The sequence below is a fragment of the Pseudoflavonifractor sp. BSD2780061688st1 E11 genome, from assembly GCF_005844125.1.
GTDB lineage: Bacteria > Bacillota > Clostridia > Lachnospirales > Lachnospiraceae > Sellimonas > Sellimonas catena.
Window position 1 is genome coordinate 76,075 of sequence record NZ_SPHM01000009.1, and the last position, 18,944, is coordinate 95,018.

Genomic DNA, 18,944 nt, shown 5'->3' on the forward strand with positions numbered 1-18,944 from the left:
GACGGCTCTATGACATATTAATGTTTTAAACCAAAGATTTTCTGCGCAAGATCGTCAAGGTAAGAGATGGTTTCTTCTTTAAACTTAGTGTCTCGTGCTGTTTTTAGAATGAAACGTATGAATTCTTCGCAATCAATGGTTTCTAATGAGGATATCATACCCGAAAAGAAAAATTGATACGAGAGGATTCGGAGCATAAAGTTTCTTGACATATATTCGCTCTGAATGGATTCAACAAAATCGCTGTCTCTGGAACCCCTTGGCCCTTCAATAAAGAGCATACGGTTTCCACCAGCATTCATAACCTTATCGGCAGCATGACGCACATCTGTTTCCGCATAGTTTTTATCCTTCAATTCGTTGGAAGAAATCAATTTTCCGTTTATGTAGATATCAAGATCGCTTACTTCGCGGCTTGAAGCGCCACTTTCATTCACAGGATGTACCTCAACATTAACATCAGGGTTATGTAGATACATGAGATGGTAAATGCCAGCTACCATCAATGTGAGAACTTCTCCTTCGCAACTGATTTTAAGAGCTTCATTCACAAATTGGATGAGTTTTGAAGGAAGGTTGGAGCCATCCTCAATGGAGAATACCGTAAGTTGCTCTTTTTTGTCACGTATTTTTATCAGCTTACACAATAAGTAAACAAGGCACTTATAGGCATCGTCAGATGATTCGATTTTTGGAAGGTTATCACAGAGAGAATCAAGGATTGCTTGATCGTTACCGCGTCGTACAGCATTTGTTTTACTCAATTCAGGAAATCTGGCAGGCTTGTTAAGAAAAGGTTCATTTGATCCTCCAAGAGCCTTTTTTAACACTTCCATTTCAAAGGGAACGATTACCTTGTGGCACACTGTTCTTGCATCATAAGCCCCAGGAAGTTCAGACTGTTTTTGAAGGCAAAGTGTATTAATGTTCTTGTCGGAAGCCTTTGAGAGTAGTGCTGTGAAAAGAATATATTTATATGTGAGATGGGTATTGTCAATCACATAATCTATAAATTCCTTATGGTCACAGCTTGAATTTGGTTCGGAAGATGCCTTTGCATATGCTGAATTGAGAACGTCTGTTGCAGTTTCTTTTAATCCCATTAGATTCCCTCCTTTATTTGTACAAGTGGAACGCCTCTTTTGTTATTCCCATATCAAGTGCGCGATAGAAAAAACGTGCGGCTATTGAGGAATATGGTTTCCACTTTTTACATTTTTTTGCTACATTCGTCGGGTTACAGTCATCTGTCTTATAAGCCCAGCGATATACCTGCAGAAAAGCACCGTCCTCTACAGGAAGTATATCTGGACGATTGAGAACAAACATAAGATACATTTTGGCTGTCCATGTTCCGATTCCTCGAACCCGGGTCATTTCGCAGATGACGTCATTGTCAGGCATTTCGCCGAGCTTGCTAAAAGATAAGGTGCCTGATTTAAGGGCGTTTGTCAGATTTCTAATATATGCCACTTTAGCGTTAGAGGTTCCGGTTCCACGTATTTGTTCATTGGTCAATGCAGAAATATTATCCGGATTTATTTCTCCGGCGCATAATTCTTCTAAACGGGAGAATATCTTTTGGCCGGCTTTGACAGAAAGCATCTGCTCTATTATTTCGTGTATCAGAAATCGATATGGATCGTTTTCATGAGGTGAATATGTTATCGGTCCGACCATACTGATGACTTTGGCCAATCTTTTATCTCTTTCACATAGGTACTGCACCGATGTGGTGTTTGTGTCAAGGGTAATGATTTCTGACATACGTCCTCCATTTTATAGTCCGTTGAAGAGTTCACTTAGTGTTACCCCCAGACCATCAGCAATCTTCTTGATGTTTGATATTGAAATATTCCGCTTGCCGGCTTCGACAGAAGCGAAGTATGTTCTGTCCATTTCTATCTTATGGGCAAATTTTTCTTGGCTTAGACCGGTGTTTCCGGTCCTGAGTTCACGTATTCGTTTGCCGAGTGTTTCCTGAATCATCACACCTACCTCCAACTTAATATTATAAGGGTAAACGGTGTTTGGAACAACGGACTATAAGCAACAAAATCTGTACTATCTGGAGTATACCTCTGGATAGTTATAGAAATTACAGTTGTTTGAAGAAAAATATTATTGCTAATTAGTTAAATTAGATTCTTTAATAAAATTTCTCAGTATCTCAACATCCGCATCAATATTCCGAGGACGGATCCGCTCAAGAACCTTTTTCTCCACTTCCGGAGTCCAGTATATCTTCAGATCCTTCTGAGCTCTGGTGATGGCGGTGTAAAAAATATTATGTGTGATAAGCTCGTCCACTTCATCCGTGATGACAATCTTTACGGAACTGTATTCCAGTCCCTGTGCTTTATGGATAGAGACGGCATACGCAATCTGGAATGGCACGATGGTTCTGGCAGTGTTTCCGTCATCGTCATCATCGGTGCTTTTGACTCTATAAACATAAAAACGCACGATGGTGTTTTTACCATCAGGATTTTCAATCACTTCCAGTGGCATGAATCTGGTGGCGGTTGGATCTATAGTCGTTTTCAGCTCGATATCAAATTGGATTCGCTCTGTCGGTTTACCCACATCCAATTTTTCAATTCCTACAATTCTGCCTCTCATATTGTTATAGATGACAGGGTGAAAACGGTTGTTTTCCAAAAACAGAACAGGGTCTCCAACCTTGTATTGCTGGACATCCCATTCAACTGCTGGGTTTGGATTGCTTTCCTGCAAAAACCGGTTAATGTTATTGATACCGTAGAGTCCATCGTAATTGAGACAAAGGACGGCTTCGTCATCTCCGGCAGCAGTTAGTAAGGATTCATCAACCTTCAGGGAGCAGCTTTGTTTATCAATGATCTCCTGTACATTGTCATCCATAGCTCTCACCTTTGACCAAAGGATAAGGAGCCGCTGGTTCTTCGTCCGGTAAGGTGTAGTGAGTTCAAAGACTGAAGTTTCAGGGAGAAAGCTACGAAGTGCCGTGAACCAATTCCCGAAACGAATGGAGTTGATCTGATAAGTGTCTCCTACAAGAAGGATTTTCTTAAACTTGACCATTTCAAGGAGTTTCTGCATATCGGTGTTGCTAACGGTGCTGCATTCATCTATTATAACCAGATCGTACTCAGGGTCGCCGTAACCGTATTTAAGGAAGCTTGCGATGGTTGAGAATTTGCAATAATCCTCATTAGCGGTTACTCTTCTCTTAAGATTATCGATTGCCGGATTTGTCTGGGCAAGGTATAACTTTTCTTTATTCTCGTAGTAATGAGAGATATGATTTACGAGTGTTGATTTTCCTACTCCTGCGGAGCCGTAGATTGCGGCGACTGCTGATTTGGAAAACATATGCGTAAGGATGTCTATCTTTTCCGGGCAGTCAACTTCATAATCATCAAGCATGAGCCAAAGTTCAACATCCCCGGAGTAATCCGGATCCTCAATCTTACTGAGTTCAATCAGCTTTTTGATGATGCTGCAAGTATCTAATTTGTATTCTCTGATGTAAGCATAATCGTTTTTTACGACAATTTTGCTTCTTTCTTTATGACCGACCCACAGTGTGGCGTTATATGTGTTAGCAAGACCCTTTATATCACCGTAGTGTGTAAGCTCCTCAACTGGAGTGAAGATTCTGCCGGAAATCTCGGTGTTGTTCCTAAGCTGCCGTGCCAGAAGCTCATGCTTTCTGTTATAAGTCGGAATGCATTCAAATAAAGAATGAAGCCGGGGATTGTGGTTTAATGGCGACTGATTAAATGGCATTTTGTCAAACGGAATACTTCCGTTTTTCAGAAAAAGATTGGAAAGGTTACTGTTGGCTTCATCCTGCCGCTGATCCTTTATGATTGCGTTATGCATTCCATAGAGAAGGTAGCGAAGGATATTCTGACCGGGTCTCCTTCCTCTGATTATGCTGCGGCATCTGTCCAAAGCATCAAAAAAGTAGCCAGTCTTACTTTCGGTACGCCAGGAATTGATGAGCCTTTGATAGGCATATTCCGGAAAGTCTATTATTTCAGTGAGCGTAAAGCGGTTTTCTGTTATGTAGCGGCAAACGGTTTTTTGCTCTCCGTATGGGATATCGCGCTTGCTACCGGTAATTATGGAATTAAAGTTCTTGAATTCGCATCCGCGCATGGACACTTCCCATTCTGTGATTAGAAGTACAGGCATGGTTTTCCCAAGAATTTCTATATTTTCATTTACCAGATAAAACCTTGAGGCGTAGTTACTTATGATCGGCAGTCTGGTGAAGGCAATTATGCGGCCGGCTTTATTCTCTCTGTCTTTTGCGGTCGTGAAAGTGACCTCATAGTATTTGCGACCGTTTACATAGAACGGCTTTAATTTCTGTATATAGTATTTTTCTCCTTCGCCGACAAGCTGTGATTTATATCGGCTGATCTTATCAGCGATTTTGGAATAATACTCCTGCAGGGCAGTATCCAGATTCAGCGGAAATTTATCCAGGTTATGAAGGATAGCGATGCGGAAATCACTGTACAGGAGATTCCGCGTTTCAAGCATATAGTCGTAGTATTTTAACATTAAGCGTTCGGAACTATCCTCATCAAGGGTGTAGTGCGACGCAACTATATCGAGATAATTCCTGAAGCGGTAGAGTACCTTCAGATGTCCATCTGTCTGGGCGTACTCTGCCGCTTTTTCTATATTTTCTTCTGAATCTTCTATATCTGCGTAAGGGGAGTAGTATTTTAACATCACATGCTCCACCAGATTTTTCAGATGGGCAAGGATATCCTGCGATATTACAGCTCTTGTAGAATTGTCTATATTATCAAGGTACCGACAGATCGCCCCATCGATGACCCTGATCTGATTATCGATTATAGGCATGAGGTATCTGTCCTTTCAAATCAAATCAGAAACAGGAAAAGTTTCTATTCTGGTATTTACATGTCAAATTCATTTTTATCATTCCAGTCGTCAATAAATGCGTCATACGGGAACAGACCAGCGTAGCTGTCTGGGTGAAGTTTGACGTAGTTATCTCTTAATTTTATTCTCAGCTTTCGCACTGAAGAGCCTGGAACTAATTCACTGTCAGGATCCAGTGCTTTACAGAAATCCTGCAGGGTTGCAATGGTACTGAGAATATCTGACTGAAGACCGAGATCCTCAAATTCTGATATCCGGTTTTTCCACTTTTCGTTGTACAGACCATGTATTTTTGTGGCAAGGTTGTTGGTGAACCAGACTTCCGCTTCGTTACTTGAGACACATTTCTCTAATATGCTGTCGAAGTCAATGTGAAAATCCTTCAATAGCTCCTTATCATTATCTGACAGTTGCAAAGTATCTGAGCCTTCTACCATGTCCTTTTCAGGAAGCTTAACATCCGAGTTTTCTGGGTGAGCGATATTTAGGAAGATGTTTTCCAGCAGATCATCACAGGCGGCACAGACATCATAGAACTCAATGTCCTTATCATTCAGCCATTCTTCAATTTTGTAATGTGTATCTTGTGCGCACATTCTGGTGTCAAGCCATTTACGATATCTTTGCGGATTATGTTTTGAGTATACGTATTGTGCATATTCAGGCTTGATTTTATTAGGTTTGCTCTTTTTTATATACCGAGTCTTTGTGTCATGTGGACGATCCAGAAGGTGGCAAGTTTCCAAAGCCTCCACTTGTATAAAATGCTCAATCATTTTGTCAAAAAAATCTACAGGTTTATCGCCGCCAGACAGATATGGATACAGAGCGTTGAAATACTCAGAAAAAGTCATGAAATCACCTACTTCCGTTTGCTTCCGTCCGCTTCCGTTACTTCCTGATTTTTAAGAAGATAAATTGCTATACTTGCGGCATGGAAAGGGGCAGAGCATATGCACTTTGGCAATCCTAAATTATACCATGGTTATCATAAAAACACAAATTGTGAATGGGTTTACTGTGAATCATAAACGCCCGATGTAAATTTCAACAGAATAAGAACTTTGTCAGGGTTTCTTGGAAGCGCGAAAATTATTGACAACAGAACACACGTTCGATATACTATATTTATCGCTGCCATAGGATTTAAGTCACGGCAAACAGTGCAGAGGAAAATAAAAAAAATTACCAACGGTCAGTTTGACATTCCCTTTTGGCTGGCCTCTTGCGGGAGGCGAAAAGATATGCAGGAAGTGCATGTGGCTTGTCCATGTTGTAAAAATAAAAGGTTGTTTGACGCGGATCCGGAGACAGTAGAGGGCATCATCAAAATTAAATGCCCCATCTGCAAATCGGTCATTGCGGTCAGCTTCCACAGAAAAAAGGTTCGTACTGAGCGAATCGGCGTATGAGCAATCATAGCGACCAGAGCCTGACGAAGTATAGATGTGAAAATACATCTGTATTTTGTCAGGCTCTTTTTTTGTGCGATTTACAAAAATGGAACAATTTCATTTTTAAAAGGAGAAGAAGTAAATAGACAGGCCGGAAAAGTCTTCATCGAGGGCGCTTAGGAAAGGATGGGATAAAAGGTCCGGCTGAAAGAAGAAAGAAACTTTGGGTATTGACCAGAACCTGTATCTTTGGATGCCGGTTCTGATGAGTATCTCAAAGATGCTCAGATAAAAATTCATATCGGCCGCATGTGCGCAGTGAGGCAGGATACGACATACCGTGGAAAGCAGTTGTGAGAAAGACAACTGACGGAACACGGGTGTAAGTACCCTTGTTTTCCTGCGCATTTTGTTGGTTTCGGGTACTTTGGTCAAAAGTCCGTACCGGGTACCCTGCTCTCACTGCCTCCAGGCCAGAACGGAGGCAATTATGAGAGTCAAAAAAACGAGACAGGATCAGAGAGGTGTTTACAGGTATTCGGTGGATGTTCCGGACGGGCGAGGCGGTTACAGGAGATCTTATAACGTGGTCAGACCGGGCGAGGGCGGCGTGACTGAAGTGTGGATCCGGGATCTGCACCGGATGGATGATAACGAGGTGGCTAATAACGTCAAAAACGGGCATCCTAAACTGGCGCCGGAGCAGAAGGCAGAGAAGAAAGAATGGGAAGAAGCGCATCCGGGAGAGAAGTTTGATATGAACTGGAACCTTTCCCTGGATTACATAGCCGGAGATACGGATGACGGGGAACTGGACAAGAGCAGCGTGCTTGCCGGGGCCAGTTATGATCCATTTGATGAGGATGTGCCGGATGAGGTGCTGAGGCTTCGCGAGATTGCGGCAACTAAAATGACGGACCGGCAGAGACAGGCTTACCAGCTGATCGGCCTGGAAGGATACTCCAGGACAGAGGCGGCGAAGATTATGGGAGTGAGTGTGAAGGTGGCCAAGGTCCATTATGATAAGGCGATCGAATGCATTAAGAAATATTTTTAAAGTTTTTTCGGGAGAGGGTAAAATCTCTCCCTTTTTTCTTGCCTGTGACATGTAAGGAAGACAGCTTCCTGCAGAAAGAGAGGTGAAGAAAAAATGGCGGTCAAACATAAGATTGTCATTAACGTCTCGGATTCCAGCGGGCGTAAGGAGAACGTGCTGAAGGGCGCGGATGTGAAACTCCCGGCAAGGCTGCTTAAGTTCCTGTTTGGGGAGTTTACGCAGGTGTATCTCCTGTCGCCGGGGCAGACGGTGGAATCCGTAGACATCCGTGAAGTTGAGGAAGGAGGAGCAGAAACATGTCAAAGATGAATGAACTGAACCTGCTGATTAAGGAATTGAAGAAGTGCGGGGAGAGCCTGGTGAACATTGCAGATGAACTGGCAGAGATTTTTTCTGAGACAGGGGAAAAGAAGACAGAAGCTCCCGCAGAGTCGGCAAAGGAATATACCTTTACTGAGGTAAGGGCATTCCTGGCGGAGAAGTCCAGGGCAGGGCATACCGCGGAGATCAGGAAGATCCTTGAAGCGCACGGGGCGGACAAGCTGTCAGCGCTGGATAAAGGGGAATACGCGGCGGTGATGGCGGAAGCGGAGGTGCTGGGATAATGGGAAAGCACGCATTTTTATCGGCGTCATCCAGCCACAGATGGCTGGAATGCCCGCCTTCGGCGAAACTGTGCGCGGAGCAGGAAGACAGAGCCAGCCCTTATGCGCAGCAGGGTACCGACTGCCATGAACTCTGTGCTTATCTGGTGGAAAAGTCACTGGGCAAGGATGTGACGGATCCGACCGAAAACCTTACTTATTACGATCAGGAGATGCGGGACTGCGCGGAAAGCTATTGCTCTTATGTCAACGAACAGATCGAGGCGGCAAAGAAGCATTGCCCGGATCCGCAGGTGCTGATCGAGCAGAGACTGGATTTTTCCCGATGGGTGGAGGACGGTTTCGGTACCGGCGACTGTGTGATCGTGGCGGATGAGACACTGCAGGTCATTGACTATAAACATGGGGTAGGCGTCCTTGTATCCGCGGAGAAGAACCCGCAGATGATGTGTTACGCGCTGGGCGCTTTGGAATTGTTTGACGGCCTGTATGACATTAAAGAAGTCCGCATGACCATCTTCCAGCCCCGGCGTGAGAACGTCAGTACCTGTACCATGGCAAAAGAAGAACTGCTCGCCTGGGCGGAGGAAGTCTTAAAGCCGACGGCGGCCCTGGCTTATGAGGGCAAGGGTGAATTCAAGGCAGGGGAACACTGCCGGTTCTGCAAAGTGAAAGCGGCATGCCGCAAGAGGGCGGAATACAACCTGGAACTTGCCCGTTATGACTTTGAGATGCCTGCCGCTTTGGAAGAGACCGAGATCGCGGCGATCCTGCCGAAGATCGATGAACTGGTATCCTGGGCGGCAGATGTCAAGGAATATGCCCTGCAGCAAGCCCTATCCGGAACGCATTATGAAGGGTTCAAAGTCGTGGAAGGCAGGTCGAACCGGAAATACAATGATGAGACCGCAGTCATTTCGGCGGCGGAATCTGCGGGACATGATCCTTATGAGAAGAAACTTCTCGGCATTACCGCCATGACTGCCCTTATGGGGAAAAAGAAGTTTGAGGAAGTGCTTGGCCCGTTTATCGTAAAGCCTCAGGGCAAGCCGGCGCTGGTGCCGGATTCCGATAAGAGGCCGGCGCTCAATACAGCATATGAAGATTTCAGTGAAAATTAAGGAGGAAAAGAATTATGGCTAAGTTTAATAACCCTACAAAAGTAATTACCGGAGTCAATACCAGATGGAGCTATGTCAATGCGTGGGAGCCGAAGTCCATCAATGGCGGCGCGCCGAAATATTCCGTGTCCCTGATCATCCCGAAGTCTGACACGAAGACGTTGGAAAAGATCCGGGCAGCGATCCAGGCGGCCTACGAGGAAGGGCAGAGCAAGCTGAAAGGCAACGGCAGATCCGTACCGGCGCTTTCCGCGCTGAAGACACCGCTGCGTGACGGCGATGCGGAAAGGCCGGATGACGAGGCCTACGCAAATTCTTATTTCGTGAACGCAAACAGCGGCACGGCGCCGGGAATCGTGGATGCGGACAGGAACCCGATCCTGGAACGTTCCGAGGTGTATTCCGGGGTGTACGGCAGGGCGAGCATCAATTTCTACGCATTCAACAGCAACGGGAACAAGGGGATTGCCTGCGGATTGAACAACCTGCAGAAGATCCGGGACGGCGAGCCCCTTGGCGGCAAGAGCAGGGCGGAAGATGATTTCGCGGAAGCGGATGAGGACGATTTTCTTGATTGATTTCAAGGGCTTTGGGGCGGCGGAGCAATCTGCCGCCTCAGGTCAGGAGGGAGTGAAGCGGTATGGAGGAAATCTGGAAAGACATACCCGGATATGAAGGAAAATATCAGGTGAGCAGCATGGGCAATGTTAAGAGTCTGAGCAGGACAATTCACAGTTCAAATCAGTATGGCGAGTTTGAATTTCAAATAAAGGAGAGGGTATTAAGGCCAGGTCAACACAGTCGTGAGGGGCATCTTAGCGTTGTTTTAAACGATCCCCGGAAATCCTGTTTAGTGCATCAGCTTGTGATGCTGGCATTCGCAGGCGCACGGCCTCCAGGAATGGTAGTCTGTCACAACAATGGGAACCCAGCGGATAACCGACTTGAAAATTTGCGGTACGATACCCAGGCAGAAAACGTGCTGGATGTTTTGCATTCAGGAAGAGCTTGGAGAAAATTAACAGAGGATGATGTACAGGCGATCCGTTTTGGCGCATGGTGCGGTATTTCTGCAACGGAACTTGGTTTTATGTTTGGAGTGGCACACCAGACAATCAGCAAAGTATTGACAGGGAGGAGTTTTTCATGGCTGAAATAAAAAACCTGGAAATTGATATTGAGTCATTTTCGGATGTGGATTTAACCAAGTGCGGCGTTTATAAATATGCCTCCGCCCCGGATTTTGAAATGATTCTCTTTGCCTATAGTGTGGATGGCGGTCCTGTGCGGCAGGTTGATCTTGCCTGCGGGGAGAAAATTCCGGCAGAGATCATCGCTGCCCTGGAGGATGACACGGTCACCAAATGGGCTTTCAATGCGAACTTTGAGCGCGTCTGCCTGTCCCGCTATCTGGGTTATCCGACAGGGGATTACCTGATGCCGGACTCCTGGCGCTGCTCCATGGTATGGGCGGCTTATCTGGGTTTGCCGCTGTCTCTGGAAGGCGTTGGAACCGTGCTGGGTCTGGAAAAGCAGAAGCTGACGGAGGGAAAGAACCTTATTAAGTATTTCTGCCAGCCCTGCTCGCCGACTAAGTCCAATGGCGGACGCACCAGAAACCTTCCGGCAGACGCGCCGGAGAAGTGGGAGGCATTTAAGACATACAATATCCGGGATGTAGAAGTGGAAATGGCCATTCAGGCCAGGCTCTCCAATTATCCGGTACCGGAAAGCGTCTGGGAAGAATATCACCTTGACCAGGAGATCAACGACCGGGGCATTATGATCGACCGTCAATTGGTGGATCAGGCGCTCTTGATAGACGCGCAGTCAAAATCTGATTTGAAGGCGAGATTACAGGCAATGACGGGACTGGACAATCCGAATTCGGTTCAGCAGCTGAAAAGTTATCTCGCGGACCGCGGGATTGAGGCCGATAGTCTTGGAAAAAAAGAAGTGGCCGCTATGATAAAAACGGTTCCCGGTGATATTGCGGAAGTATTATCCCTTCGGCTGCAGCTTGCGAAGAGCAGCGTAAAGAAATATCAGGCAATGAGAAATTCAGCTTGTGAGGATGACCGGTGCCGCGGGATGTTCTTTTTTTACGGAGCCAACAGAACCGGAAGATTTTCGGGACGCATTGTACAGCTGCAAAATCTGCCCCAGAACCATATCCCTGACTTGGCGGAAGCCCGATCCCTTGTAAAGTGCGGCGGCTATGAGGCGCTGGAACTTCTGTATGAGAATATACCGGAGGTTCTGTCAGAACTGATCCGCACAGCATTTGTGCCGCAGCCGGGATATAAGTTCTGCGTGGCGGATTTTTCATCCATCGAGGCGCGGGTTCTGTCCTGGCTTGCCGGGGAGCGGTGGAGGATGGAAGTGTTTGCGGGGAATGGCGATATTTACTGCGCGTCAGCATCAGCGATGTTCGGGGTGGCGGTGGAAAAACACGGACGGAACGCGGAACTGCGGCAGAAGGGGAAGATCGCGGAATTGGCTTTGGGATACAGCGGATCTGTCGGCGCGCTGAAATCCATGGGCGCATTGGAGATGGGGCTTAAGGAAGAGGAACTTCAGCCGCTGGTGGATTCCTGGCGGACGGCGAATCCCAATATCGTCCGGTTCTGGTGGGATGTGGACCGGGCGGTAAAAAAGGCAGTGAAGCAGAGGGAACCGTCTGTCCTGCGGGGGATCCGTTTTGAGTGCCGGAGCGGGATGCTGTTCATTACCCTGCCTTCCGGGAGAAGGCTTGCCTATGTGAAGCCGAGGATCGGTGAGAACCGTTTCGGCGGGGAATCTGTGACTTATGAAGGCGTGGGAGGAACAAAGAAGTGGGAGCGGATCGAGAGCTACGGCCCGAAGTTTGTGGAGAACATCGTGCAGGCCATATCCAGGGATATTCTCTGCTACGCCATGGGGACGCTGTCACACTGCCGGATCTGCGCCCATGTGCATGATGAACTGATCATTGAGTGCCGGAAGGATGCTTCCCTGGATGCGATCTGCGAGCAGATGGGAAGGACGCCGCCCTGGGCGGAGGGGCTGTTACTCCGGGCGGACGGGTACGAAACCCAGTTTTATAAAAAGGATTAGAAATTTTTCGGGAGAGGGTAAAAATCCTCTCCTTTTTGCTGCCTGTGACTTGAAGGGAACAGGCCCTTCAAAAATCTCATATCAAGGAGGGTAATTCATGAGTGAGTTACAGGTATTCAGCAATGCGGAGTTCGGCTCGGTCCGCAGTATCACAGTCAATGGCGAGCCGTATTTTGTTGGTAAGGATGTAGCGGAGATTCTTGGTTACGCAAATACCAGGGATGCTCTTGCGAAGCATGTGGATGCAGAGGACAGAATGGATGGGGTAGCGATTCGCGACTCTATGGGAAGAGAGCAGACGCCGGTGCTTATCAACGAATCCGGTCTTTACAGCCTGATCCTTTCCAGCAGGCTTCCGTCCGCGAAACGCTTCAAGAGGTGGGTGACTTCTGAAGTCCTTCCGGCGATCCGGAAGCACGGAGTATTTGCGCTGGATGACATTGTGAATAACACGGATGCTCTGATCGAAGCGCTGCAGGCGTTTAAGGCCGAGCGGCTGAAGAGGGTGGCGCTGGAACAGGAGGCCGCCGTGCAGAAGCAGCAGCTTGCGGAGATGAGGCCGAAGGCAAGCTATTACGATGTGGTTCTGAACAGCCCCAGCCTGCTGGCGGTATCGGAATTCGCGAAAGATTATGGATGGAGCGCGAAGCGGATGAACCAGTACCTGCATGAGAAAGGCGTGCAGTATAAGCAGGGTGGAAAGATCTGGCTTTTGTACCAGAAATATGCCGGGTGCGGCTACACCAGCACGAAGACACACGCTTATCCGGCGCATGACGGGACAACGCATACGAAGGTGCATACGTACTGGACGCAGAAAGGAAGGCTTTTCATCTATGACCTGCTGAAAGCGGACGGAATCCTTCCGCTGATTGAAAGGGGGAACTGAGCATGGGGATCAGCAAGTATAACAGCGAGGGGTATTACGATCCCGTGGTATATGAAGCGCTGACCAGGATCGAGGCGGAAGAGCGCGCGGCTAGGGCGGCAGCCGCGTACCGCCCTTTGGTCTATATCTGTTCTCCTTACGCGGGAGATGTGGAGAAGAATACGTTCCGGGCAAGGGCATTTTCCAGGTTCGCAGTGGAGAGACACTGCATCCCGATTGCCCCGCACCTTCTCTGCCCGCAGTACCTGGATGAGGAAACAGAACGGTGGCTGGGGCTGAAGATGGGCATTGTGTTCATGGGGAAATGCGAAGAGGTCTGGGTGTTCGGGGATACGGTCTCCGAAGGCATGGCCGCTGAGATTGAAAGGGCCAGGAAACTGCGCAAGAAGATCCGGTATTTTACCGATGACCTGCGGGAGAAGGAGGGGATGGCAGGATGAAGATCGCGTATGGGAATTCCCGTATGGAGAAGAGATGGAAGAACAATGAGATCTCCTGGGATGATTTCTGCAGGAGGGTGAGCACCACGCAGACCACCACGGAAACGGTGGAGGAATACAGGAAGATGACAAAGCCCCAGCAGGACGCTGTCAAGGATGTGGGCGGTTTTGTCGGCGGGCACCTGCGGGGCGGCAGGAGAAAGACCGGGACGGTTCTGTGCCGGTCCATGCTGACGCTGGACATGGACCACGGCACGCCGGATATCCTGGAGGAGCTTTCCCTGTTCCATTCCCATGAGATGTGTGTCTACTCTACGCATAAGCATACGCCGGAAGCGCCGCGGCTGCGGCTGATCTTCCCGCTGAAACGGGATGTGTCCGAGGAGGAATACCCGGCCCTTGCCCGCAAGGTGGCTCAGGAGATTGGAATGGATCTGTTTGATGATACCACATACCAGCCGCACCGGCTTATGTACTGGCCGTCTACTTCCTCAAACGGGGAGTATGTGTTCCGGGTCATGGACGGCGATATCCTGGATCCGGACGCTTACCTGGGAATGTACGATGACTGGCGGGACGTTTCCACCTGGCCGGTATCGTCCAGGGAATCGGAGGCGGTGAAAAAAGCCGCGAAACAGCAGGCGGATCCGCTTACGAAGACCGGCGTGGTGGGGGCTTTCTGCCGTGCTTATCCGATCCGGGAAGCGATTGAAAAATTTTTGCCAGATGTTTACGCGCCGTCGGCAATGGAAGGGAGATATGACTATATCCCGGCAGACAGTTCCGCCGGCGTCATCATCATCGATGAGAAGTTTGCATACAGCTTCCACGCGACGGATCCGGCCTGCGGGCAGCTGCTGAACGCTTTTGACGCGGTGAGGGTGCATAAGTTCCCGGATGATGACCCGAAAAAGTCCTATAATGCCATGGCCGAATTCGCCGTGGCGGATGAGCGGGTGAAACTCCGTATCTTTGAGGAAAAGCGGCAGGCAGCAGCGGAGGATTTTGACGAAGCGGATCCGGACGCGTGGAAGAAGCAGCTTCAGTATGAAAAGAAGAGCATGGAACTTAAGAATAACCTGCACAACCTCATGCTGATCCTGGAGAATGATGAGAACCTGAAGGGGATTGTGTTCAACCAGCTGGCGGACGGCATGGAGATCCGGGGAAACGTTCCCTGGCCGCATCCGGCCAAGTTCTGGCGGGACGCGGATGACGCCCAGCTGATCTGCTATGTGGACGCGGCATACGGGACATTTTCTGCCAGGAATTATGATATCGCCGTTACGAAGGCCGTGGATGACCGGTCCTACCATCCGATCCGGGAGTTCTTTGATACGCTTCCTGATTGGGACGGGGTGGAGCGCGTGGATACGCTGCTGATCGATTATCTTGGGGCGGAGGACACTCCATATGTACGGGCAGTTACAAGGAAAGAGCTGTGCGCGGCTTACTGCCGGGTGTACCATCCGGGAATCAAGTTTGACAGCATGATTGTTCTGAACGGGGACCAGGGGATCGGAAAGAGCACGCTGATCGCGAAGCTGGGCGGTGAATGGTACTCGGACAGCCTGAACCTGTCGGACATGAATGACAAGACGGCGGCGGAGAAGCTGCAGGGCTACTGGATCATGGAGATCGGGGAGCTTGCCGGGATGCGGAAAGCGGACCTGGATAAGGTAAAAGCTTTTATTTCCAGGCAGGATGATAAGTACCGGGCCAGCTTCGGGAGAAGGGTAACGCCCCATCCGAGGCAGTGCGTATTTTTCGGCACCACCAACAGCCAGAACGGGTATCTCAGGGACATTACCGGCAACAGGCGTTACTGGAATGTGAAGGTACCGGGAAACGGGAAGTACAAGCCCTGGGATATGGATGCGGATACGGTGAAGCAGGTCTGGGCGGAGGTCATGGTATATGCCAAAGCCGGGGAGAAGCTGTATCTTCCGCCGGAACTGGAGGCTTATGCCAAAGAAGAGCAGCGGGCGGCGATGGAACGGGACGACCGGGAAGGGCTGGTGCAGGAATACCTGGATATGCTCCTGCCGGATACCTGGGACTCTATGGATGTCTATAAGCGGCGCGACTATGTCCGGGACGCGGATGACCCGATGCGGCCGGACGGCATCGTCCGCCGGATGGAAGTCTCTAATATGGAGATTTGGTGCGAATGCTTCGGAAAGGCGAAAGAGGATATGAAGCCTTCGGACAGCTACGCTATTTCCGCCATTATGGAGAGAATCGCTGGCTGGGGCAAAACGGGGAAGGCAAAGATTCTTCCCATCTATGGAAGGCAGAGAATCTATAAAAGAGAGAAATGATTTTAGTGAACAACCTGTCGGAACAGAACAGCATCTTGTTCCGTTCCTAACGGGTTGTTCAGTGAAAAAACATGGAAACATGCAGGGTTTGGAGCAGATATGAAACAACGAAACAACTTTTTCTTTATAGTACAAATAAATAGTGTTTTTGATAGAAAGAAGACGTGTGCAGCGCATGTATATACGCGCGTAAGGGATTTTTGGTTCAGTTGTTTCGGGAGAGGAGGATATATGAGAGAGAAAACAGTGGAGCAGAAGCTGGTAAAAGCAGTGAAGGCAGCAGGCGGGATCTGCCCGAAATGGATGGCACCTGGATTTGATGGCCTGCCGGATCGGATCGTGCTTTTGCCGGGCGGGAGGATGGGATTTGTGGAAGTAAAGGCTCCGGGGAAGAAAGCAAGGCCATTGCAGGAGTCCAGGCATGGGCTGCTGAGGTCTTTAGGGTACCGGGTGTATGTGCTGGATGACCCGGAGCGGATTGGAGGGATCATTGATGAAATACGAACCGCATGACTACCAGGTTTACGCATCGGAATATATCAAGGAGCATGAGACGGCGGCGGTATTCCTGGAATGCGGGCTTGGGAAGACATCCATTACATTGACGGCAATCTATGACCTGATGTTTGACCGTTTTGAGATTCGCAAGGTGCTTGTGATCGCGCCGATCCGGGTGGCAAAAATGAGCTGGCCGGATGAGATCGAAAAATGGGACCATATATCGGATCTCCGCTACAGCGTGGCAGTGGGAACAGAGACAGAACGGATGGCGGCATTGGAAGCAAGGGCAGATCTTTACCTGATCAACCGGGAAAATGTCCAGTGGCTGGTGGAAAAGAGCGGCCTGCCGTTTGATTATGACATGGTAGTGGTGGATGAGCTGTCGTCTTTTAAGAACTGGCAGGCGAAGCGGTTCAAAGCGCTGATGAAGGTGCGGACGAAGGTGAAACGGATTGTTGGCCTGACCGGGACGCCTTCTTCCAACGGGCTGATGGACCTGTTCGCGGAATATAAGCTTCTGGATATGGGGCAGAGGCTGGGAAGGTTTATCGGGCAGTACCGGAGCCGGTATTTCATGCCGGATAAGACGAACGGGCATGTCGTATACAGCTATAAACTCCTTCCGGGGGCGGAAGAAGCGATCTATGGCAGGATCTCTGATATCACGATTTCCATGAAATCAGCGGATCATTTGAAGATGCCGGAACTGGTGAATTCCAGATACATGGTACATCTGGATGAACCGGAACTTGAAAAATATGAGCGGATGAAGCGGAACCTTCTTTTACAGCTGCCGGAAGGGGAAGTGACAGCCGCGAACGCGGCAGCGCTGTCCGGGAAGCTGTCCCAGATGGCAAACGGGGCGGTATATTCTGATGACGGCGATTATGAGAAGATCCATGACCGGAAGCTGGATGCCCTGGAGGATATCATTGAGGCGGCGAACGGGAAACCGGTTCTTGCGGCCTATTGGTACCAGCATGACCTGGAACGGATCCAGGACAGGCTTTCCGGACTTAAGATCGGCTTCGCCAGACTGGATCAGGAACGGAATATCCGACGGTGGAATGAGGGGGAAGTCCCTGTGGGGCTGATCCATCCGGCATCCGCCGGACACGGCCTGAACCTTCAGAGCGGCGGGAATATCCTGGTGTGGTTCGGGCTTACATGGAGCCTGGAACTGTACCAGCAGACGGTGGCGAGGCTTTGGCGGCAGGGACAGAAGAAGACGGTGTCCGTGATCCACATCCTTGCGGCAAAGACGATTGATGAGCAGATCATGCATGCGCTGGAAACAAAAGACCATACACAGAGGGCATTGATCGATGCTGTGAGAGCGGAGGTGATGGCAGGTGGCAGCAGTCAACAAACAGACAGGGAATGCTTATGAGAATCTTGCGAACGCGATCATTGTGCAGGCGGCAGAGGATTACAGAGCAGCGCTGAAGAAAATAAAAGCGCACCCTAAAAACAAGGATGCCGTAAATGAAGCTTTGCGGATTGAGCGCTTTTTCCGTTCCGGCTGGTATCAGACACTAACTTCTGTGGATGGAGAGTGTTTGATCCGCAAACTTCAGGCAGAGATAAGATCATCATAGTCAATCAAGGGAGGCAATCCGAGGGGAACTATTTACAGATTTCAATCGGAGGTGGCTTATGAACAGAAAGCAGCAGGAAGCAAAGAAGTATTTATCCCAGGCATTCGGGCTGAACCAGCGGATTGAGAGCAAGCTGAATCAGATTGAGGAACTTCATAATCTGGCGGCCAAGGTCACAGCGGCTTATTCAGATATGCCGAAGAGTCCGAACAGGGATGGTTCCAGAATGGAAGATACTGTCTGCAGGATCATAGACCTGGAATCAGAAATCAACCAGGATATGCTTCAGCTGGTGGAATTGAAGAAGGGAATTGTCCGCAGAATAAAAGCTGTGGAGAATGCGGAACTTCAGGTAGTATTGGAACTGCGGTACCTGTCCTATATGAGATGGGAAGAAATCGCGATTGAGCTTGGCTATGGCATTGATAATGTATTCCGGCTTCACAGGAAAGCCCTTGCGGAAATCAAAACTCCTGAAACAATACAGTAAAATCAAGTACATTACAGTATGCCTTTGTGATATTGTTAAGATGCGGAAAATAAAAAGAGAGAGCCTTGAGGAAGCGATTCCCCAGGGCTTTCTTTATGCCCGAAGGAGGTGGGAGTATTGCCGAGAAAACCGAAACGGCCATGTTCCTGGCCGGGATGTCCGAACCTGACGGAGGGAAGGTTTTGTGAGGAACACCAGAAAGAAGAGAACCGCCGCTACGAGAAGTACGGCAGGGATCCTGCTGTACGCCGCAGATACGGACGGGCATGGAAACGGATCCGTGATAAATACGCATCGGAGCATCCGCTGTGCGAGCAGTGCCTGAAGGAAGGGCGGTATGTGAAGACCGAGGAGATCCACCATAAGCTGCCGCTGTCTCAAGGCGGCACCCATGAGCGGAGCAACCTGATCGCCCTGTGCCGGTCCTGCCACGCGAAGATCCACGCGGAGAATGGAGACCGCTGGCATAACCGGTGAAAGTTCAGCCGGGGAGGGGCGGTCAAAATCTCCGCAGCCTTTCTCTT

Annotated in this window: 21 protein-coding genes; 16 read left to right on the top strand and 5 right to left on the bottom strand. The window is 49.1% G+C overall.

All coding sequences use genetic code 11. The features are described 5' to 3' along the window. Positions 1 to 17: 17 nt before the first annotated feature. The 5 genes from FGQ85_RS06005 to FGQ85_RS06025 form a co-directional block, all read right to left on the bottom strand. The gene (locus tag FGQ85_RS06005) at positions 18 to 1,103 is read right to left on the bottom strand and encodes a restriction endonuclease, SacI family (protein WP_138372924.1); all 1,086 of its coding nucleotides are present in this window, start codon (positions 1,101 to 1,103) and stop codon (positions 18 to 20) included. Between the two features lie 13 nt (positions 1,104 to 1,116). Then, positions 1,117 to 1,767 (bottom strand): DNA-3-methyladenine glycosylase, encoded by a 651-nt coding sequence (locus FGQ85_RS06010; RefSeq protein ID WP_138372925.1) that lies wholly within the window; start codon positions 1,765 to 1,767, stop codon positions 1,117 to 1,119. A gap of 12 nt (positions 1,768 to 1,779) precedes the next feature. Continuing rightward, the gene (locus tag FGQ85_RS06015) at positions 1,780 to 1,989 is read right to left on the bottom strand and encodes a helix-turn-helix transcriptional regulator (RefSeq protein ID WP_138372926.1); all 210 of its coding nucleotides are present in this window, start codon (positions 1,987 to 1,989) and stop codon (positions 1,780 to 1,782) included. Between the two features lie 138 nt (positions 1,990 to 2,127). Then, a complete protein-coding gene (locus FGQ85_RS06020) occupies positions 2,128 to 4,866 on the bottom strand; it encodes an ATP-dependent RecD-like DNA helicase (protein ID WP_138372927.1) in 2,739 nt (912 codons plus the stop codon). Between the two features lie 56 nt (positions 4,867 to 4,922). Then, positions 4,923 to 5,762 (bottom strand): hypothetical protein, encoded by an 840-nt coding sequence (locus tag FGQ85_RS06025; RefSeq protein WP_138372928.1) that lies wholly within the window; start codon positions 5,760 to 5,762, stop codon positions 4,923 to 4,925. A 390-nt stretch (positions 5,763 to 6,152) separates the two neighbouring features. Here FGQ85_RS06025 and FGQ85_RS18310 point away from each other — a divergent pair, with 390 nt between their 5' ends. The 16 genes from FGQ85_RS18310 (at position 6,153) to FGQ85_RS06100 (ending at position 18,897) form a co-directional block, all read left to right on the top strand. Continuing rightward, positions 6,153 to 6,320, top strand: coding sequence for a hypothetical protein (locus tag FGQ85_RS18310; protein WP_171027897.1), 168 nt, complete (start codon positions 6,153 to 6,155; stop codon positions 6,318 to 6,320). 472 nt (positions 6,321 to 6,792) lie between these two features. Then, entirely contained in the window at positions 6,793 to 7,359 is a 567-nt protein-coding gene (locus FGQ85_RS06030; RefSeq protein ID WP_138372929.1) for a sigma factor-like helix-turn-helix DNA-binding protein, read from the top strand. A gap of 93 nt (positions 7,360 to 7,452) precedes the next feature. Next, entirely contained in the window at positions 7,453 to 7,668 is a 216-nt protein-coding gene (locus FGQ85_RS06035) for a hypothetical protein (protein WP_138372930.1), read from the top strand. Then, positions 7,656 to 7,964, top strand: coding sequence for a DNA ligase (locus FGQ85_RS06040; RefSeq protein ID WP_138372931.1), 309 nt, complete (start codon positions 7,656 to 7,658; stop codon positions 7,962 to 7,964). The genes FGQ85_RS06035 and FGQ85_RS06040 overlap by 13 nt, the downstream gene beginning before the upstream one ends. Further along, positions 7,964 to 9,085 (top strand): DUF2800 domain-containing protein, encoded by a 1,122-nt coding sequence (locus FGQ85_RS06045; protein ID WP_138372932.1) that lies wholly within the window; start codon positions 7,964 to 7,966, stop codon positions 9,083 to 9,085. The genes FGQ85_RS06040 and FGQ85_RS06045 overlap by 1 nt, the downstream gene beginning before the upstream one ends. Before the next feature lie 14 nt (positions 9,086 to 9,099). Continuing rightward, entirely contained in the window at positions 9,100 to 9,663 is a 564-nt protein-coding gene (locus tag FGQ85_RS06050) for a DUF2815 family protein (RefSeq protein WP_138372933.1), read from the top strand. Positions 9,664 to 9,725: 62 nt separating this feature from the next. After that, complete coding sequence (locus tag FGQ85_RS06055) at positions 9,726 to 10,244, top strand: NUMOD4 motif-containing HNH endonuclease (protein WP_138372934.1); 519 nt, start codon at positions 9,726 to 9,728, stop codon at positions 10,242 to 10,244. Further along, positions 10,241 to 12,181, top strand: coding sequence for a DNA polymerase (locus FGQ85_RS06060; protein ID WP_171027899.1), 1,941 nt, complete (start codon positions 10,241 to 10,243; stop codon positions 12,179 to 12,181). The genes FGQ85_RS06055 and FGQ85_RS06060 overlap by 4 nt, the downstream gene beginning before the upstream one ends. Positions 12,182 to 12,278: 97 nt before the next feature. Continuing rightward, on the top strand, positions 12,279 to 13,070 hold the full coding sequence (locus FGQ85_RS06065; protein ID WP_138372936.1) for a phage antirepressor KilAC domain-containing protein: 792 nt from the start codon (positions 12,279 to 12,281) through the stop codon (positions 13,068 to 13,070). 2 nt (positions 13,071 to 13,072) lie between these two features. After that, the gene (locus FGQ85_RS06070) at positions 13,073 to 13,510 is read left to right on the top strand and encodes a DUF4406 domain-containing protein (protein WP_138372937.1); all 438 of its coding nucleotides are present in this window, start codon (positions 13,073 to 13,075) and stop codon (positions 13,508 to 13,510) included. After that, positions 13,507 to 15,831 carry a virulence-associated E family protein gene (locus tag FGQ85_RS06075; RefSeq protein ID WP_138372938.1) on the top strand — a complete coding sequence of 775 codons (2,325 nt, stop codon included), beginning with the start codon at positions 13,507 to 13,509 and terminating at the stop codon, positions 15,829 to 15,831. Before FGQ85_RS06070 ends, FGQ85_RS06075 begins: the two co-directional genes overlap by 4 nt. 231 nt (positions 15,832 to 16,062) lie before the next feature. Further along, positions 16,063 to 16,344, top strand: a complete 282-nt coding sequence (locus FGQ85_RS06080; RefSeq protein ID WP_138372939.1) for a VRR-NUC domain-containing protein — start codon at positions 16,063 to 16,065, stop codon at positions 16,342 to 16,344. Next, positions 16,325 to 17,722, top strand: coding sequence for a DEAD/DEAH box helicase (locus FGQ85_RS06085; protein ID WP_138372940.1), 1,398 nt, complete (start codon positions 16,325 to 16,327; stop codon positions 17,720 to 17,722). The genes FGQ85_RS06080 and FGQ85_RS06085 overlap by 20 nt, the downstream gene beginning before the upstream one ends. Further along, complete coding sequence (locus tag FGQ85_RS06090; protein WP_138372941.1) at positions 17,685 to 17,930, top strand: hypothetical protein; 246 nt, start codon at positions 17,685 to 17,687, stop codon at positions 17,928 to 17,930. The genes FGQ85_RS06085 and FGQ85_RS06090 overlap by 38 nt, the downstream gene beginning before the upstream one ends. A gap of 58 nt (positions 17,931 to 17,988) precedes the next feature. After that, positions 17,989 to 18,420, top strand: a complete 432-nt coding sequence (locus FGQ85_RS06095; protein WP_138372942.1) for a DUF1492 domain-containing protein — start codon at positions 17,989 to 17,991, stop codon at positions 18,418 to 18,420. A 117-nt stretch (positions 18,421 to 18,537) separates the two neighbouring features. Next, positions 18,538 to 18,897, top strand: a complete 360-nt coding sequence (locus FGQ85_RS06100) for an HNH endonuclease signature motif containing protein (RefSeq protein ID WP_138372943.1) — start codon at positions 18,538 to 18,540, stop codon at positions 18,895 to 18,897. The last annotated feature ends 47 nt before the right edge of the window (positions 18,898 to 18,944 follow it).

Excerpts from the sequence above, each read along its gene's own strand:
- FGQ85_RS06030 (WP_138372929.1), top strand. The coding sequence starts at position 6,793 with ATGAGAGTCAAAAAAACGAGACAGGATCAGAGAGGTGTTTACAGGTAT.
- FGQ85_RS06025 (WP_138372928.1), bottom strand. The coding sequence starts at position 5,762 with ATGACTTTTTCTGAGTATTTCAACGCTCTGTATCCATATCTGTCTGGC.
- FGQ85_RS06035 (WP_138372930.1), top strand. The coding sequence starts at position 7,453 with ATGGCGGTCAAACATAAGATTGTCATTAACGTCTCGGATTCCAGCGGG.
- FGQ85_RS06010 (WP_138372925.1), bottom strand. The coding sequence starts at position 1,767 with ATGTCAGAAATCATTACCCTTGACACAAACACCACATCGGTGCAGTAC.
- FGQ85_RS06015 (WP_138372926.1), bottom strand. The coding sequence starts at position 1,989 with ATGATTCAGGAAACACTCGGCAAACGAATACGTGAACTCAGGACCGGA.
- FGQ85_RS06065 (WP_138372936.1), top strand. The coding sequence starts at position 12,279 with ATGAGTGAGTTACAGGTATTCAGCAATGCGGAGTTCGGCTCGGTCCGC.
- FGQ85_RS06005 (WP_138372924.1), bottom strand. The coding sequence starts at position 1,103 with ATGGGATTAAAAGAAACTGCAACAGACGTTCTCAATTCAGCATATGCA.
- FGQ85_RS06020 (WP_138372927.1), bottom strand. The coding sequence starts at position 4,866 with ATGCCTATAATCGATAATCAGATCAGGGTCATCGATGGGGCGATCTGT.
- FGQ85_RS06045 (WP_138372932.1), top strand. The coding sequence starts at position 7,964 with ATGGGAAAGCACGCATTTTTATCGGCGTCATCCAGCCACAGATGGCTG.
- FGQ85_RS06055 (WP_138372934.1), top strand. The coding sequence starts at position 9,726 with ATGGAGGAAATCTGGAAAGACATACCCGGATATGAAGGAAAATATCAG.
- FGQ85_RS06085 (WP_138372940.1), top strand. The coding sequence starts at position 16,325 with ATGAAATACGAACCGCATGACTACCAGGTTTACGCATCGGAATATATC.
- FGQ85_RS06040 (WP_138372931.1), top strand. The coding sequence starts at position 7,656 with ATGTCAAAGATGAATGAACTGAACCTGCTGATTAAGGAATTGAAGAAG.
- FGQ85_RS06070 (WP_138372937.1), top strand. The coding sequence starts at position 13,073 with ATGGGGATCAGCAAGTATAACAGCGAGGGGTATTACGATCCCGTGGTA.
- FGQ85_RS06095 (WP_138372942.1), top strand. The coding sequence starts at position 17,989 with ATGAACAGAAAGCAGCAGGAAGCAAAGAAGTATTTATCCCAGGCATTC.
- FGQ85_RS06080 (WP_138372939.1), top strand. The coding sequence starts at position 16,063 with ATGAGAGAGAAAACAGTGGAGCAGAAGCTGGTAAAAGCAGTGAAGGCA.
- FGQ85_RS06075 (WP_138372938.1), top strand. The coding sequence starts at position 13,507 with ATGAAGATCGCGTATGGGAATTCCCGTATGGAGAAGAGATGGAAGAAC.
- FGQ85_RS18310 (WP_171027897.1), top strand. The coding sequence starts at position 6,153 with ATGCAGGAAGTGCATGTGGCTTGTCCATGTTGTAAAAATAAAAGGTTG.
- FGQ85_RS06050 (WP_138372933.1), top strand. The coding sequence starts at position 9,100 with ATGGCTAAGTTTAATAACCCTACAAAAGTAATTACCGGAGTCAATACC.